The sequence below is a fragment of the Winogradskyella sp. genome, from assembly GCF_045105575.1.
GTDB lineage: Bacteria > Bacteroidota > Bacteroidia > Flavobacteriales > Flavobacteriaceae > Winogradskyella.
The window spans coordinates 111832-128519 of sequence record NZ_JBGCDQ010000009.1; the positions used below are offsets into that span (position 1 = coordinate 111832).

Consider the following 16688-nt stretch of genomic DNA (forward strand, 5'->3'; position numbering starts at 1 on the left):
AATTACTTATATTTCAATATGGCAACTTTCATACATTGCTCAATCAGATGGTCAATCTTATCCCAATTCGTATCTAAATTAAACTTCCTTAAAAGCTCATAAAGTACATCTCCAAGTTCAATATTGATTTTCCCTGTGACATCATCATTCTTATGCCATTCTATAATTTTATTACCATTCAAATAAATATGCTGTTTAACTGTGTTGTCAATAGCCAAACTTACTTCAATATGAAATGGTGTTTTAAGCAATTCAGTATCTTCATATACCGATTTACTAAAATTATAAAATGCTAAAGCAGCATCATTATCAGCCAATTCTTCTGGCGCATCTTCAGACCTTCCATGCAAAAACTTATCTTCATACTCCTTAGCAAGCTTTAGAAATTCGGCTTCGGAAATTCGCTTTAAATAATACTCTTCAATAGTCTCTTTAATTAAGTCTGCCAACTTTTTATAATATACTGGGTCTTCTTGCATCTTAACATTAATCGCCTTAATTGTTCGGCTTGCAATATGGTCTGCTTGTGCTGCCTTGCCAGTGATTTTTTCTATTTCAGCTTCCCTTTCCTCTTTATCAAAAATATTAACCAGTTCGGTTACTTTCATGATTTCTCCTTCTGTAGAAATATGCTTATTAATTAATTTCTGTATTTGTGGCTCAAACTCTTTATAAGACAAGTCATCATTGTAACGCCTTTTAACATCAACACGAAGTTTTAAGAAGAATTTTGCATCTCTTTTGTAAATGTCAACTTTCTTAGCATCCGTATTATTAATAAAATCAACTGATGACAAAGCCATCTTCAATAAGCGAGCAAAATGACTTAACTTCTCATAAAAATTATTTCTAACATCTTCAGGCGATAGTAACTCTTCATAAGCTGTTGGCTCAAGATTTTTATCTTTAAGTGTTTTGAAAATATCCCAAAGCTCTGAATGCGATTGCGGTAATTTCTTAACCTCTTCATTAAGGTTGGTTAATGTTCCTTCCAATTCGGATTCATCAAACTCTGCTAAACCAGAATAGGTGCTTAATGCATTATCCAAATTCTCTAAATTCCCGTAGTAATCAATGATATACCCATAATCTTTCCCAGGAAATACTCTGTTTACTCTCGCTACCGCTTGTAATAATGTGTGTTCCTTTAATGACCTACATAAATACAAAACGGTATTGTTAGGCGCATCAAAACCAGTTAATAGTTTGGCAACCACTATTAGTATTTCTGGATGTTCACGCTTCTTAAATTGTGTGATAATACTTTTCTCAAATCGCTTCAAATCCCCATACTTATCAATCATAGCATCGAAATAAGCATCCTCTCTCTGCTTTTCTTCATTTACAATGTAAAACCCATCTTCAGTTCCTTCTCTTTGGTCAGATTGAGTTACAATCACCTCAGAAGTCACCATATTGATATCGTCTAAATACTCTTTATATAGCAAGGCAGTTTTGATACTTGGTGCTACCAACTGCGCTTTAGGCTTATACTTATCTCCTTTGGTTTGAAAGAAACTTGTATAGTGTTCTGAAATATCCCAAGCACGTTCATAAATAACCTTTTTTGCCTTATTGAGTTCGTTTATGGTATTAAATTTTTTCTTTAAACTTGCTTTTCCGTATTCTGAAAGTGGTTCTGAAACTTTATCGAAAAACTTATTAATTGGTTTTTCATCTACGGTAATCAAATTATGTCTACCCTCATATAAAAGCGGAACTACAGCACCATCTTCCACAGCATCTTTTACAGTGTAAGGAAGCCCTATATAACCTCCAAACTTATGTGCAGTACTTCTTTCCTTTTTCATCAAAGGTGTTCCTGTAAAAGCTAAAAAACAAGCATTAGGAAACACACGTTGCATACTTACGTTAAAGCTACCATATTGAGTACGATGTCCTTCATCAATCATTACAAAAATGTCAGGTGACAAAAACGGTTTTTTACATTGTTTTACTGCTGCTTCAAACTTGTTAATAATAGTTGTTATAATCGCATCACTTTTATCATTCAAAAGTTCAGTTAAATGCGAACCTGTTTTAGCTTGCTTAACTTCTTTTTGACATTTCTTGAAGGTATCAGATATCTGGTCATCTAAATCAATTCTATCAGTTACCAATAGAATTTTTGGATTTGATATTTCTGAACTTGATGCTATCATTTGAGCTAACATAACCATAGTTAGTGATTTTCCACTGCCTTGAGTATGCCATATAACACCTCCTTGTCGTTTTCCTGCATTATCAAAATGAGTAACACGATTTAATGTATCGTTAACAGCAAAGAACTGCTGATATCTGGCTACCTTTTTTATACCCTCATCATATATTGTGAAGTTTCTGATTATATCAATTATTCGCTCTGGTCTACATAAACTATACAGCAACTCATCTTGTTTGGTCAACGGTCTTTCCTCTTGTTCCAAACCATCAAAATAACGTCTCGCGTAATTAAAACCGTGAGTTCTTTCTGCAAATAAATCATCTTTTATTGACTCCTTTATTGGCTTGTTTTTTAAAACATTTAAATCTCTCCAATAATTTGATTCCGCTTGTTTATTAGCAAACTGTTCTTTCCATTTTGCCCAGAACTCTTTGCTCGTTCCTGTCGTAGCATAACTTCCATCATTAGTTGCTATACTCAGTAATAAGTTAGAATAGATATACAAAGACCTAATTCCCTTTTTACCAAAGTTTCTTATGTGTTGCTCAATCGCTAATTCGGTTGGTGATTTAGTTCCTTTTAACGATGGACTTTTACACTCAATAATTACAGTAGGAATTCCATTTATAAATAGTAATACATCAGGTCTATAAGTATCTGTTCTTCCTGTTCGTAATACAGCATATTCTTCTGTTACATGGTATACATTATTTTCAGGATTCTTCCAATCTATGTATTGTAATGTATGGCTCTTTTTGTCACCATCAATACTTTGCTCCATTGCCTTGCCTAATGTGATTAAGTCGTAAAATGCAGCGTTGGCATTTAAAAAACCCTCATGTATAGGTAAATCTTTTAAGGATATAACTGCTGAATTGATGTTAGCATCTGAAAACTCATAAATCTGCCCTTTACGTTTAATACTATTTATTTCTTTAAGCTGTTTCTTCAGAATATTTTCAAATAGAACATGTGACTTTTTGCCACCTCTCCATTCTAAAGCTTTTTCTGGTGACACATACTCGTATCCCATGTTAACCAACAGTTGAATTGCTGGGATTTGAGATATATGGTCTTCTAAAAATGATGGTGTACTCATAATTCTATAGTTTCTAAAAATCTTACTTTGCCTTTATTCCATTCTATTACTGTTTCATACTCATATTTCTCCATATCATAGTAAAAGATTTTAATTCTGAAGTATAAAGCTTGTGGGTCGATTTTAGAAATTCCAGGAAGTCTTATGTAATCATTTGTGAGTATGGGTATATCTTGATTCCAATTCTCAATTTTTGAAATATTCTCTTCACCTTCAAGTATTTCACAACCTGTGTAATAGGCAATTTGTCCTCTATTGTCAAATTGAATGTAAAAATCCTGCTTTATTCTATTCATTCCACTACCATTTGACCATAGCCTAGGTTTTACAGACATCCTCAATCTTCTCTCGAACAAATTATTTAGCTTTACTAATTCATTAATTTGAGATTGTAATTCGTTGTCATTTTTCAGAAGTTTATTGAGTTGTATTAGTGTATAAATTATTGTAACTATCGCTAAAATAGCACCAACCCATATTCCAAATAATTCTATCCCTGATAATGGTTCAGCTATCGTGTGAACTACCAAATCTTCATCTGGCTTCTGTAATTTGACTAAATTTTCCAAATTCAAGCGAATTGTATCCTGAACGCTAACAATAGTATCTTTAACTATACCATTCTTAGTATTTTTTAATATGATGATTTTATCCTGCATAATTTCAATTCAAATTCCGCTCAGCAGCAACCGCAGCTTCATAAGCCAGTTTGTTTGGGTATTTAGATAAAGCTGTTATTCTACCTGTTCCTTGTTCGCCAATAGCTCTATCGAACTCAAAAGTTACTTTTAGAAATACTTCGTCTTGCAAACGCATGTTCACAGTTACATCTTTAAGCTTGTCTATCTGACCTTTGGTTTGCTCATAACAATTGACATACAATTGTTGCATATCACTATCTAACTCTGCTTTTTGAGCTTGAGTTAAGCTGTTTAATAATTCTAATTCTTTTTTCATTTAGCGAAACTTTTCATTGTTAATTATCGAATTTTTTCAAATTCTACCATATCACCATTGGCAAGTTCTAACATCATAACATTACCAGCAAGCATATAAATCTTTAGTTCTTGATATTTAGGTTTGTCTTCTGTAAATTTTATTTGCTCAATTTCAATTGTAAATGTCCCATCACCATTATCATTTAACCCAACAATAACGCCTTCCCATGCGTAGTCAATTACATTACCATTTTCATCTTTACCATGGATGCCAAATCGAGACCTGCCTTTATTTGTTTTTACATCAAAAACACGAACTGCAAAGTCAGTTACTACATCTCCATGAACGTGTCTCCAAATACCATAAATATCTTTTAATATCATAATTTACACTTTAACCCTAATTTTACCTGTTAACAACTGTTGCATCAAACCCTTTTTTTGTGCTATCAACTGTTCTAAATAGGATTGATATTGATTTATTTCTTTATCAGCTATTTCTATTACTGAAGCTATTGCTTTTTGTTCCTTAACTGATGGGTATAAAATTTTCATCGTTGAAAATTCTTTATAGCTAATTTGTTTACCATCCCTAATTCCATAAATCATTGAATTAAGTATATTTATGAAACTTTGAGTTTTCATGTATTCTCTGTAGAACAGCTTTGAAATAGGTAATTTATCCCTTAAAACCGTATAAGCTGGACTTACTAGACCTTCATAATTTGAATACTCTATACCACCCTGAAATGACCTTAAACTAATAACAAAATCACCAACATCCAATCGCTTATAATTTTTAAGTGATTTCGGGTTATACTTAATATCAATTCCTGTTTCGCTTCTTGGGATTACACCTTTATCCTGAGTCGCAGATAGAACCTCTAGCGTGCCATCATGATTCTTGTCTGTATGGTTTTCAAATAAGTCTCCAGCTTTTATTAATTGCCATTCATCTCTATATCCAGCTAAGCGAGTTTTTCCAGTTAAGAGTTCTTGCATTAAGCCCTTTTTGCGTAGTTGTAATTTATCAATAAGTGTTTGTGTATTTTCTACAGCTTTATCCCAATCTGATAAAATAGAAGCTATTTTTTGTTGTTCTGGAAGTGGTGGAAATATGATATAATTTGATTCAAACTCACTCTTATTTATCATAGGAACAGCTTGTTCACCTGCCAGTAATTTGATTTTTGGAACTAACCTGTTGAGTTCATAATATATAAATTCACTATCATGATATTTGCTCGGTAAAATAGCATTAATTTGTTGGTTAGAAGTTAACACTTCCTTATTAATGCCTGTTTTTCCAATTGTTGAGCCAATACAAGTAAACAGAACACTTCCTATTGGCATTTTTCTTGAAAGTTCAAAACCTTTGGTTGATAGCATTTTTCCTGTCTTTAAAACATATTTTTGGCTACTTAAATCAGCAGGACTTACAAATGAATAATCAAAACCATAGTTCAACGGTTCTTTTGTTGGCGGTGTATTACCTGTAATCACTTTTGCAAAGTCTTTAATTTGCTTTATCTCCCAATCCTTTGGAATCCATCCAATTTTTGTTTTCTTAAAACCTTCTTTAGTCTCAAGTGCTTCTTCATATGTTTTTAACATCTCACTCATAATTAACTAAACTTGGTTTTAACATATGACATTAAAAGGTCAAAATCAGAGAGGTGTGTATGTTCTGGGTCTCTAATTTCAACTCCACCGCCTAATTCTTCAATAGAAAAATGAATATCATAAAAATCTGGTGCTCCTAAATGAACTGTAGCAACATGCTTTTCATCTCCTTTGGTTAACTCAAAAAAGTATCTAACATGAGTAACATCATCGTAAGGACATTCATCTCTGTATTCTTTATAGGTTAAATAAAAGGGCTGTGGTGGAAAGCTACCTGTTCTTCTGTTATTTTCAATGTAGTAGCCTGTGAATTTTAGGCTTACATCATGCAAACTTGCAATCTCTAACATATGCCCTTTAATTTTACCGTCTATTGCTAAAAAATATTCTTGTAAACTGCTCATATCCCTAATGCTTCTAAATGCTGTACCAATTTCTTTTCTACCTCTTCAATCTTTAGCTTAATAGCTTTAATTTCTTCTTGCGTAGCCTTAATGTCAACAGGTTCTTCTTCCTCAAAAGTGTCTACATAACGAGGGATATTCAGGTTATATTCGTTCTCTATAATCTCGTCCAACGTTGCTACATAGCTATACTTATCAACGGTTTCCCAATTTTTGTAAGTGCCAATTATCTTTTCAATATTAGCATCACTCAACTTATTCTGATTTTTAGCATTCTCAAACTCGTTACTTGCATCAATAAATAATACGTCTGTATTATCACCTTTATTCTTGTCAAACACTAAAATAGTAGCAGGAATCCCAGTTCCAAAAAACAAGTTTGCTGGCAATCCAATGACCGCTTTTAATAGGTTTTCATCAATAAGTTGCTTTCTAATTTTACCTTCTGAACTACCTCTAAACAATACACCATGAGGTAATACGACTCCAGCTTTTCCATGCTCATTCAAAGTTTCAATCATATGCGTTATAAAAGCATAATCCCCTTTGCTTTTAGGCGGAATACCTCTATGAAATCTTTGATATCGGTCTGCACTGGCGTTGTCTGCACCCCATTTATCTAATGAAAACGGTGGATTTGCAACCACAACATCATATTTTGTTAAAGCACTATCATTCTCTCTTAAAAGTGGATTATTTAAGGTGTCACCCCATTGTATGTGAGCGTTATCCATTTCGTGCAAGAACATATTCATACGAGCTAATGCCCAAGTGCTTCCGTTTAACTCCTGACCATTAAGGGAAACATTTTTACTACCTATTTCATCAGCAACTTTTAATAATAAAGAGCCACTCCCGCAAGTAGGGTCACACACTCTGTCACCTTCTTTAGGTTCTACCAGTTTAGCTAATAAAGTGGATACTTGTGATGGTGTGTAGAACTCTCCCGCTTTTTTACCAGCATCTGAAGCAAAGTTTGCAATAAGATACTCGTAGCTATCACCAATAACGTCATTTCCTTCTAGATTGGAAGGTCTTAAATCCAATCCTTTAAAATCAGTAAGTAAGTGCTTTAATCGTCTATTACGGTCTTTTGTTTGCCCTAAATTAGGCTCCGAATTATAATCAATATTACGGAACACTTTTTCTAATTTAGAACGATTCGCATCTTCAATATTTTCTAATGCAATATTGATTAGCTCACCTAAGTTATCGGCATTTCTATTTTCATATAGATAATCAAAAGAGCTGTCTTCAGGTACTTTAAAACGTTCATGTTTCATAGCACGCTCAACACGTTCCTTATCTCCGTTGTACTTCTCTAAATAATCAGCTCTCTTTTCTTTATTTACATCAGAGATATATTTTATAAAGAGCATTGTTAGAATGTAATCTTTGTACTGGGTTGCATCTATGGTGCCTCTAAACGTATCACAGGCTTTCCATACTTGATAGTTTATTTCTTGTTGTGTTAACTTATTACTCATTATGTTCTTTTTATAAACCGTAGAGAATGTTTTAAGCACCCTCTACGGATATTAATATTAAGCAGCAGTTATATTATACACCCAATTTGGGTAATCGTCACTTTTGCTTCTGTTATTAGCCCATTGTAAAGGCTGTAAATTCGAAAGAGCATCAGAACCACCTTTGGATTTAGGCTTAATATGGTCTATTTCCCAACCATTATTAATAGTTGAAGATGTGTCTCCATATTTGTTTCTATAAATCCATGCTCCATTCGCATCTTTTCTAATTTTGTTTGAGTCTTTACCAATAACTATGGTTGCTTTTTCCCAAACAGCTTGTATTGTGGTTTCCGAAAAACCACTTTCATTAAGTAATCTTATCATTACTATTTTTGTATTTAAAAGTTTATTGCACTATATTTTTACGGATTAGTACATTATTGCCGAGTCCAGACAAATCGGTATTTTGATATGTCATTAATAAGGCATACTTTTGTTTTGTCACAAACATTGTTAGCTTCAGTTCGGTTGACAAACCACTGACAGAAAACGATACCTTATATTAAGTCTTAAAAAGAGACTAACTTTTTAAGACTTTTTTTTATGTCTTCATTTTTATTTCGTTACTAATTAATCTATTGATAAGCCCCTTTTTTAGGGCTGTCCTCTTTTCTAATAAATCTTGTGTTAATCTTAAGTCTTCATCTAAAAGCTCAATAAAATCAACAATTTTTCTTTGCTCTTCTATTGACGGCACAACAATACTTACTTGTTCTAATTCTTTTTTTGGTATAGAAGTAATTGTTGCACCTGCTCCAATAAGTTTAAGATTATACTGTACTTTCTCGGAATTAAGATATTGCGCAAGGTATACCCCTAAAACTTCAGAAGGATGTGTTCTAATTATATAAAATAGAGAAGATGGAATGGCTTGACCAAAATCAACATCGTAAGCCCATGCAAAGGTTCTATGCCCCTTGCCAGCTAAAATAACATCGTTAGGTTGTAGCAGAAACTTATCATTTTTACCATCAAGTTCCACAAAACTTTCTTCAAATTTTGAAGGCTTTAACAGCTTGTCAAAATGACCAGCATGCAAGTACTTTACATTACCCTCTTCTTGAGGCTTATCGTAAGAACCAAACTGTATTTCTGCAATATTTCCAAGTTTTTTTACCATAAAAACACTCTACTTTTTATCATTTTATGGTACAAATGTATAAAAAATATTTATTGTAGAGCATTTCAAATCACATTTTTTTGATATTTTTTATTTTGTAGAAGGTTTCAAATTAGTGATTTATTTTCTTGTACTAGCTATCATTGGCTTTCTCGGATTCAATAAAATTGCTAGTTAGGGTAAATCTATTAGCACATTATGCACAATTTGAGCAAGATTATAAGATATTTTTGGATAGTCATTGGAGAAATGAGCTCTACAATAATACTGTGAGAGGTTTAAGTACACATACACGTTTTGTTAATACACAAAGAGAAGGTGTTTTTACCCCAATTGTTAGTATTGAAACTATTGAGTACCCTGACTTATTATCACCAGAATGAAGAGATATGTTAGATTTTATAAATGATGATGGCTATCATAAACTATTGAATTTCTTTGATGAAAATTTTTATGACGCCCAGACCAAAGGAACACGTTTTAGATAAAATGGAGTTACGGTACGTATAGTGTCTGGTTATAACCCTACAAGTAATACAGTATATCGAAATTGGAATTTTAATCATGATTTTGGGAATATTTTCTTCAAGAAAAAGCAATACGAATTTGGATTGATGATTAGTAATTTTCCAGTTAGTGATTCACGGAATACATTAGGATTTTGTGGAATTAAAATTGTTGTTTCTGGAGAGCGAGAATGTCGAAATCAGGAGACAAATGTTCAAAACAATTCTATGTATTCTACTAATGATGTGACATGATAAAAGAAAATTATACTTATTAGATATGCTCTAAATGATAGATCGGCTTATTAAAGTGTTTGGAAGAGGATTTAGTAAATTAGTCGAAGTGATTATACTTTAAACTTAGAATTTATTGGATTTTTGAGGTAAAATAAAAATGGTAATTCTTCAATAGTTTCATATTGATAGACATATAATCCCATTGATTTAATATTTTCTTGAATAACTAATGGTAAATCCTCTTGATCTTGATGTAAAATGAAAGTTTTTTTTCGCAGTGCAATGGAATAACCTGCAATAGTATAAACACTGCTTTTTTTCAAGTACTCTCCGTTCGGTATAACAATTACCACTGTGACTGCTCTATTTATTGAATCAAAAATAGCCTTATTTAGATCTATTTTATTTTCAGAGGATATATTGTCTTTGCTTAAAGGAAAAAGCTCAATTAAATGTTTATCATTTTTTAGATTTTCATCGATTGTTTTTATTAAGTTTTTTAAACTTCCGTGATCATGGTAATTGTTCTTTCTCAATAATCTCTTTAATGTATCTGAAGAAGGCTCAGAATTGTTTTGTTTAAAATCATCTATGACTCTTTCGAAAGACTTCCCAATTTTATTTTGCAGTGTTGTTTCTAATGATGTTACAGGATAAGTAATTAGATATTTAAAATCTCTTTTTTTTGTTCTTATATATTCATTTTTCTCTCTCTTCTTTATCCAATTTTTTAACGTCTGATGGTTGTAGATATTACCTTTCATCTTTGACCAATTCAAATATCTATCAAATAGTAACTTTTGAATTTCAGGAGGTGGCTCATTATCAGATTGATTATTGAATGAAAATTTATATTTATAAGGTTCAATTTGCTGCTTTTCATTTTGCTTTTCTAAAACAACAGTGCCTCTTACAATTAGACCAGTGAAGTGAACAAATGAAAAGGTTCCTAATAGAATATAAACGTCTTTGTGATTTTGATGTAAAGATGGTATATGAAAACGTAAATGCAAACTTCTATCCTTTTGAGGAAAATTAATGTCGAATGCAATCCCATCTGTTTTTCCAGCCCATGAAATTATACCTTCACTATGATTGTCTTCTTCTTGGATATTTTTAATTTCAAATGTATTATTAAGACTATTTAATTGAACTACTAATGCGTCAATAGTAGGGAAATTAATATCCTTATAATTCGTATCTTGATCTGGTTTTCCAATGGCTTCACTGTATGTGTATAAATAACAATCGTTAACAAATAGAGATTTTATTAATTCATTATCTAATGGGGAATTAAATTTCACTTGGTGTTCCTTTCTTATAGGTTGCCCAAGAAGCTTCTTCTGTTTTACAAAATCTCTGTAGCCATTGTAACCTAGGGCAAGCGCATAAAGATCTTGAAATCTTTTTCTATTAATATTGCCTTTGTTTAAGTGATTCTTTAGGTATTCTGCTCTTGATATTTGGCAAATATCACTTAAATCAGGGTCATCGATTCTTTTTGATTTTATATTTTTCCCAGACCCCTCATTTTTATTTATATAATTATACTTTATAAATAATGAGAAATTTTCATAGGAAAAGCTTTCATCAATTCTATTTGAGCTAAATGTTTTAGTTTTTGAATTATATTCTTTCTGGATTTCCCTTAATTTTTTTAAAGCAGCTAATGAAATTACATTGCAATCCTCAATTCCAATAATATCAAAATCTTTATTAATATATCTTTTATCTAATTCATCGAGCAATTGCGCTAAAAAGTGATCCATATTTTTTCTTGAGGGAAATTATTTGCTAGTAGCTAAAACTAAACATTCCTTTATAAAACACAAAAAAATAATACTCAAAAAAAATTCTCTTTGATGATTTAATGTGCTGAAAATGTAGGAATTTGATTTGTTCTTGACTTTATCATGTCATAATTAAGATTTTCTGTTGATTAATAAAAATTTTTATTCATTATCTATTTACCAAGTTAGCTTTGAAGATATAATCAAAAAATCTTCTGCCTATGAAAAACTAAACCAACTTCAAATCTTAGCTGCCTACAATTGTCGAAAGTATTAATAGCAAATATTATGTACAAATCAAGATTTCAAAATGATAATGAAGAGAATAATAAGTATAAACAAAACTTAAAACCTTTAAAAAAGGATAAAACTGATATAATAAATCAGTCGGAAGGTCAAGATTCTGTCAATGAGAGCAATACTAGTATAGACCAGATATATGATCGCAGTTTGAATAAAGACTGGGGCTTTTTTGAAAGAATGGGTAACAAGAGGATGTTTGATGTAGTAGAAGGGATAAAGACTGAATTGGTTCAAGTGTCTGCGGACTATAAACTTAGTTTTTACAAAACGTTACTAGATGCTAGATTAGAAGGATTGCACGAAAAATGTGACGCTGGTGTAAAAATGATTAAGGGTTATTACAGACAGCAAGTGGGTTCATTTTTAATGCAAAAAATGGCTGAAACTTCTGATGAAGTTTGTTCAAGACAATTAGGATTTATCGAAATGATAAAGACTAAGTATGATGAAGCAAGTAAATTGGACAACTATCCTTCCATCAAAAAGAATTATTTGGCTAGTATTTCAAGAGAGGAAGAGCGCCATTTTCGTTTTTTAGACAGTATAATTCTTAGGTTTGAGAATATTGTTGATAGTGAATTAGAAAAATTTAACTAACAAAAGCTGTGGGTATTTTACTCGCAGCTTTTTTAATAAATGAATTATGAGAAAATTAAATTTTATACAAATAGGATTATTAAGATTGGCTGGTTTTGATAAGACGAATCTTGAGCAATGTACGAAGAGTGAAATAAATGAAAAGTTAGTTATAGCGTCTTTAATTTTGGTGCCTGTTGGTGCTGCTATAATAAGTTACACGTGGGGAATTTATTTTGTAACACAAAATTTGACATATTCAATTTTTGGTGGTGTATTTGCCTCAGGAATAGTTTTATTAATTGATAGGAGTATAATAGCTTTAGGAAGACCGGGAAAATTGTCAATTGGTTTATTTGGTCGGTTTTTACTTGCTGTTACAATGGGTTTTTTAATCGCTGAACCTATGGTTATAGGTATATTCGGTGATAGTATTAAAGAGCAACAAGCGAGTGAGTTATTTGATAAGCAAGAAGAGATTGTTCAATATTATGACGAAAAGATTTATGCTATTAAAGATGATATTGAGGATCAACGATCAGAGTTATTCAAATTTCAACATATATATACTATTGAACTTGACGGTAGTGGGGGAAGTGGTGTGCGTAATCCTGGTCCAATTTATCAAAAGAAGCTACAAGATTACAACGAATTTAAAGCGGATTTTGATATTTTTAAAAATAGTGCTGATAATCAAATAAGAGAATTAGAGCTGAGTAAACAATCTAAGATTTCTAATCTTAGAAATATACAGGCGACTGGGATAATTGGTGCGTATAGAAGTCTACAGAACTTAGCAGCTAATGAACCAGCTGTAGCATGGACTATTTGGTTGTTGCGGGTGTTTTTTATTCTACTAGATTTAACACCTTTTTTAGTGAAAATTTCAAATTCAGGCAGTTTTAATCTTTATTACAAAGTAAAAGACCTAAGAGATAGGGAACATCTTAAAATTGTTGAAAGGCTTACAAATGAGACGAACTCAATAATAGTTCAAGAAGAAAAACTTAGAAACATGAAGAAAGTAGGGGACTTGAATATTAAAGAAATTCAGACGAAAATTGAAAATAAAGAAGCCGAAGTTAAGCTGCTTGTTGAAAAACTACTTGAAAAGTATGTGAAAGAATTAGAGTGCCGTAAAAAAGGTTCAAAAGTTATTAAGGATAGCGAATTAATTAAGGATTATAATTTGGATTTAGGAAATTCTTATAAGGGTTTATCAGATCTTCTTGATAGACTTAATATTGAAATCCAATCATAGAGAATTCAAAATTTTATTGATATGAAAAAATTGATATTCATAATACTGGTAACGATTATAGGATTTTGCTTTATTGGAAGAAATAAAGAGGCAAAACTAACAATAATTAACACGACACCTTATGAGGTTAAATTGGCGTATGCATGTGAAATTAATAATGAGATTTTGGGTGTTAAAGGATGGTATTTCTTAAAGCCTGGCGAACATCTTGAATTTAATCATGATTATAATTTTATGCGACCTGAATTTTTTGTTCATGCCCAATCAAATGCACCTAAGCTTATTCGCTGGATTTACGATTTGAAAGATGAACATGAAGGTAAAATGTATTTCGATGGCGATGATAAAGCCTTGTTTTTAAAGGTATATGAGGATGGTTTTAGTTATACTATTAAAAAGGACGAAATTATTGAGAATGAGAAAAATGATGGGTCTGAACTATCTGGATTTGTTGTAGTTGAGTCTAATTCTGAAAGCGAATCAACTCATGTTATTTACGATAATGAGTTCAGTGAGTTTATTAATTTACGTGGAATAAATGAAATCAAGCAAATTATTGATTCCATATCAAGCTTCTCAAAGGTGCTTTCAAATTCTATTCAAGCACAATTTGAGTTTAATAAAATGTTCCCAGAACCAGCTCAAGATTTCCCTTTTCATTTAGGTCTTGAATTAGAAGATATGAATGGTTATAATCAGCCTGGTATCGAAATAAAGAATGTAATTCATAAATTTTCTATAGATGGTGGTAGTGTTCCATTAAAGAAGCACGATTTAATAACTGCATTAAATGGTGCTCCAATATTTTCATTTGGTGACTTATATTATCATTTATGGTTGCATGGCAATTCCTTAAATAAGGGAATTGAATTTCCATTGGAAGTACTTGTTCAGCGGAACGATAGTATTTTATTATTGAAGACTTCATACTATTTTAATCAAGATTATTTTGGGGTTATGAAAAATGAAGAGCAAAAAGCACTTTTATATGGTGCAGGGGAGACATTTTTTTATGGCAAAGCTGCTGAGGCAATTGGAATAATAAAAACTGGATTTATTAAAGTTTATAACAAAATTATTAAAGAGCATAAATTCAATGAAATAGATTATAACAAAGAAAGATGGCTTTATGCTCAAAATGAAATGAGACATAAGCAATTCTATAGTAATCAATTTTCAATTGGTGGTATTTCAACAATGTTTTTTTCCCCAGCTCAGATTTTTTCAAAGACTGGGGCTAGACAACTATATAAAACAGGACTATCACGAAAGTCATCTAATGTATTATCAACTTTTGGAATTGAATTGGCAGAAGGAATTGTATGGACCTACAATACAACATCATCTATATCTACTCAAGAAGATAAATTAAATAGACTAAAACAAGATTTACCAATTATAGTAGGAGTTGGAATTTTGTCAGGCTCACTTAGTAGAAACACAAAACTTAAATATTAATTAAAAGAAAAAATATGAAAACCAAAACAATATATATCATTACACTACTATTTGTCGGACTTATATCGAATCAAAATAGTTTTGCTCAAAAGTTACCTGTAAAAAAAATTCCGAAGGCTAGCATTTCTAAGGAAGTAAAAAAAGTCAAAAAAGTGGAAGTAGGAAAACCTACATCGAAACCACTGGAGAATACTCCCGTAAAACCTAAAAAGAATAATATAAATAGCAATAGTAAAACAAAAAACGCTTCAAATACAATAAAAAAGGCTTCCAATACCAAAGGAAGTAATACCATTTCCAATGGTAAACTAAGTAAAAACAAACCTCGAGCTAAATCTTTTAATACTATTCAACAAAAACAATTAGAAATTAATAAAACTTTGGCTAAGGAAAAAGGAAATTGGACATTGCCATTTAAATCTACCGAAACAGAAGCAAATAGATTAGGGCGAAGTTATGTAGGGCCAAATTATAAAGTATCTAAAAATGGACAATCGTGGCTGAGCAATGATGGTTTAAAACAATATCGTAAAGCTGTATATAAACCGAAAGAAAAGAAACGAAGGGCAAATTTCCAAAGAGGAGTGAAGAATGAAAATGGTAAAACAGTTTGGGTGAGTAACGCACATTTAGATATAGAATAATTTAACTAGATAATTTGTTGTTGTCCCTTTTATTGTCCCTATAAAAACATAAAACCCTGTAAACATTAAGCTTACAGGGTTTAAATGTGGTGCCTCCAGGAATCGAACCAGGGACACAAGGATTTTCAGTCCTTTGCTCTACCAACTGAGCTAAGGCACCAATTGCTTATTTAAGCGGTTGCAAATATAGGCGCATTTTTAATATACACAAAAAGAATTTGCTAAAATTTGATTTTATAAATTTGTACCTTAGAATTTACATATGAATCTTATTGTCGATGTTGGAAATACCTATGTTAAGTTTGCTGTTTTTAATGGCAAAAATCTAATATATAAAATTAGTTTTGAACTTTCAGAGTTTGAGAAGCACTACAATTTGATTCAAAAAGAGTTTCCAAAATTAAGGTTTGCCATTAGTTCTTCTGTAGGGAAATTAACTAAAAAGCAAATTGAAGTCATAGCGACAGATTTAAAATTACTCGAATTAAATAGTAAAACGAAGTTGCCATTTAAAAACTTGTATCAAACACCAAAAACCTTAGGTGTAGATCGTATGGCTTTAGTTAGTGCTTCGGTCGATCAGTTTCCTAATAAAAATGTTTTGATTATTGACGCAGGTACTTGTATTACTTATGATTTTATAACCAACTCTAATAACTATTTAGGAGGTGCCATTTCTCCAGGGATTAGATTGCGATACAAAACACTAAATAATTTAACGGCTAATCTTCCGTTATTAGAGACGAAGCAACCTAAAACAATTATAGGTGATTCAACAGAAGCTTCAATTCATTCTGGTGTTGTGTTTGGTGTAATTACAGAAATTGACGGAATTATTAATCAATATCGTCAAGATTACCGAGATTTAACAGTTATTTTAACAGGAGGTGATGCTAAATTTTTGTCAAACCAATTAAAAAATAGCATATTTGCGAATTCAAATTTTCTATTGGAGGGTTTGAATTTTATTCTAGAATATAATTCAAAATAATGATAAAACGATTCGTTGTAATACTCATTACAATTGTAAGTTCTA

Annotated in this window: 15 protein-coding genes and 1 tRNA gene; 5 read left to right on the forward strand and 11 right to left on the reverse strand. The window is 31.4% G+C overall.

Annotated features, from left to right (window positions below; translation table 11 throughout):
* Positions 1 to 2: 2 nt before the first annotated feature.
* The 10 genes from AB8B52_RS02365 to AB8B52_RS02410 all read right to left on the reverse strand — a co-directional run bounded on the left by AB8B52_RS02365 (position 3) and on the right by AB8B52_RS02410 (position 11389).
* On the reverse strand, positions 3 to 3263 hold the full coding sequence (locus AB8B52_RS02365; protein ID WP_406024856.1) for a type I restriction endonuclease subunit R: 3261 nt from the start codon (positions 3261 to 3263) through the stop codon (positions 3 to 5).
* Positions 3260 to 3922 (reverse strand): hypothetical protein, encoded by a 663-nt coding sequence (locus AB8B52_RS02370; protein ID WP_406024858.1) that lies wholly within the window; start codon positions 3920 to 3922, stop codon positions 3260 to 3262. Before AB8B52_RS02370 ends, AB8B52_RS02365 begins: the two co-directional genes overlap by 4 nt.
* 4 nt (positions 3923 to 3926) lie before the next feature.
* Positions 3927 to 4220, reverse strand: a complete 294-nt coding sequence (locus AB8B52_RS02375) for a hypothetical protein (RefSeq protein ID WP_406024860.1) — start codon at positions 4218 to 4220, stop codon at positions 3927 to 3929.
* Between the two features lie 23 nt (positions 4221 to 4243).
* Complete coding sequence (locus AB8B52_RS02380; protein ID WP_406024862.1) at positions 4244 to 4585, reverse strand: hypothetical protein; 342 nt, start codon at positions 4583 to 4585, stop codon at positions 4244 to 4246.
* 3 nt (positions 4586 to 4588) lie between these two features.
* Entirely contained in the window at positions 4589 to 5824 is a 1236-nt protein-coding gene (locus AB8B52_RS02385) for a restriction endonuclease subunit S (protein ID WP_406024863.1), read from the reverse strand.
* Positions 5825 to 5826: 2 nt separating this feature from the next.
* Positions 5827 to 6228 carry a hypothetical protein gene (locus AB8B52_RS02390; RefSeq protein ID WP_406024865.1) on the reverse strand — a complete coding sequence of 134 codons (402 nt, stop codon included), beginning with the start codon at positions 6226 to 6228 and terminating at the stop codon, positions 5827 to 5829.
* Positions 6225 to 7715 (reverse strand): type I restriction-modification system subunit M, encoded by a 1491-nt coding sequence (locus AB8B52_RS02395; RefSeq protein ID WP_406024867.1) that lies wholly within the window; start codon positions 7713 to 7715, stop codon positions 6225 to 6227. Before AB8B52_RS02395 ends, AB8B52_RS02390 begins: the two co-directional genes overlap by 4 nt.
* A gap of 57 nt (positions 7716 to 7772) precedes the next feature.
* Positions 7773 to 8081 (reverse strand): HNH endonuclease signature motif containing protein, encoded by a 309-nt coding sequence (locus AB8B52_RS02400; RefSeq protein WP_406024869.1) that lies wholly within the window; start codon positions 8079 to 8081, stop codon positions 7773 to 7775.
* A gap of 217 nt (positions 8082 to 8298) precedes the next feature.
* The gene (locus tag AB8B52_RS02405; protein ID WP_406024871.1) at positions 8299 to 8877 is read right to left on the reverse strand and encodes a restriction endonuclease subunit S; all 579 of its coding nucleotides are present in this window, start codon (positions 8875 to 8877) and stop codon (positions 8299 to 8301) included.
* An 853-nt stretch (positions 8878 to 9730) separates the two neighbouring features.
* Positions 9731 to 11389 (reverse strand): hypothetical protein, encoded by a 1659-nt coding sequence (locus AB8B52_RS02410; RefSeq protein WP_406024873.1) that lies wholly within the window; start codon positions 11387 to 11389, stop codon positions 9731 to 9733.
* 309 nt (positions 11390 to 11698) lie between these two features.
* Between AB8B52_RS02410 and AB8B52_RS02415 the strand changes: the two genes are divergently transcribed.
* Genes AB8B52_RS02415 through AB8B52_RS02430 form a run of 4 tightly spaced genes read left to right on the forward strand, consistent with a single transcriptional unit; the run spans position 11699 to position 15652 of the window.
* The gene (locus AB8B52_RS02415; RefSeq protein WP_406024875.1) at positions 11699 to 12310 is read left to right on the forward strand and encodes a hypothetical protein; all 612 of its coding nucleotides are present in this window, start codon (positions 11699 to 11701) and stop codon (positions 12308 to 12310) included.
* 46 nt (positions 12311 to 12356) lie between these two features.
* A complete protein-coding gene (locus AB8B52_RS02420; protein WP_406024877.1) occupies positions 12357 to 13550 on the forward strand; it encodes a DUF4407 domain-containing protein in 1194 nt (397 codons plus the stop codon).
* A gap of 21 nt (positions 13551 to 13571) precedes the next feature.
* Complete coding sequence (locus tag AB8B52_RS02425; protein ID WP_406024878.1) at positions 13572 to 15008, forward strand: hypothetical protein; 1437 nt, start codon at positions 13572 to 13574, stop codon at positions 15006 to 15008.
* A gap of 14 nt (positions 15009 to 15022) precedes the next feature.
* On the forward strand, positions 15023 to 15652 hold the full coding sequence (locus tag AB8B52_RS02430; RefSeq protein WP_406024880.1) for a hypothetical protein: 630 nt from the start codon (positions 15023 to 15025) through the stop codon (positions 15650 to 15652).
* Positions 15653 to 15739: 87 nt separating this feature from the next.
* Here AB8B52_RS02430 and AB8B52_RS02435 read toward each other — a convergent pair.
* A tRNA-Phe gene (locus tag AB8B52_RS02435) sits at positions 15740 to 15812 on the reverse strand.
* Positions 15813 to 15914: 102 nt separating this feature from the next.
* Here AB8B52_RS02435 and AB8B52_RS02440 point away from each other — a divergent pair.
* Complete coding sequence (locus tag AB8B52_RS02440; RefSeq protein ID WP_406024882.1) at positions 15915 to 16643, forward strand: type III pantothenate kinase; 729 nt, start codon at positions 15915 to 15917, stop codon at positions 16641 to 16643.
* The last annotated feature ends 45 nt before the right edge of the window (positions 16644 to 16688 follow it).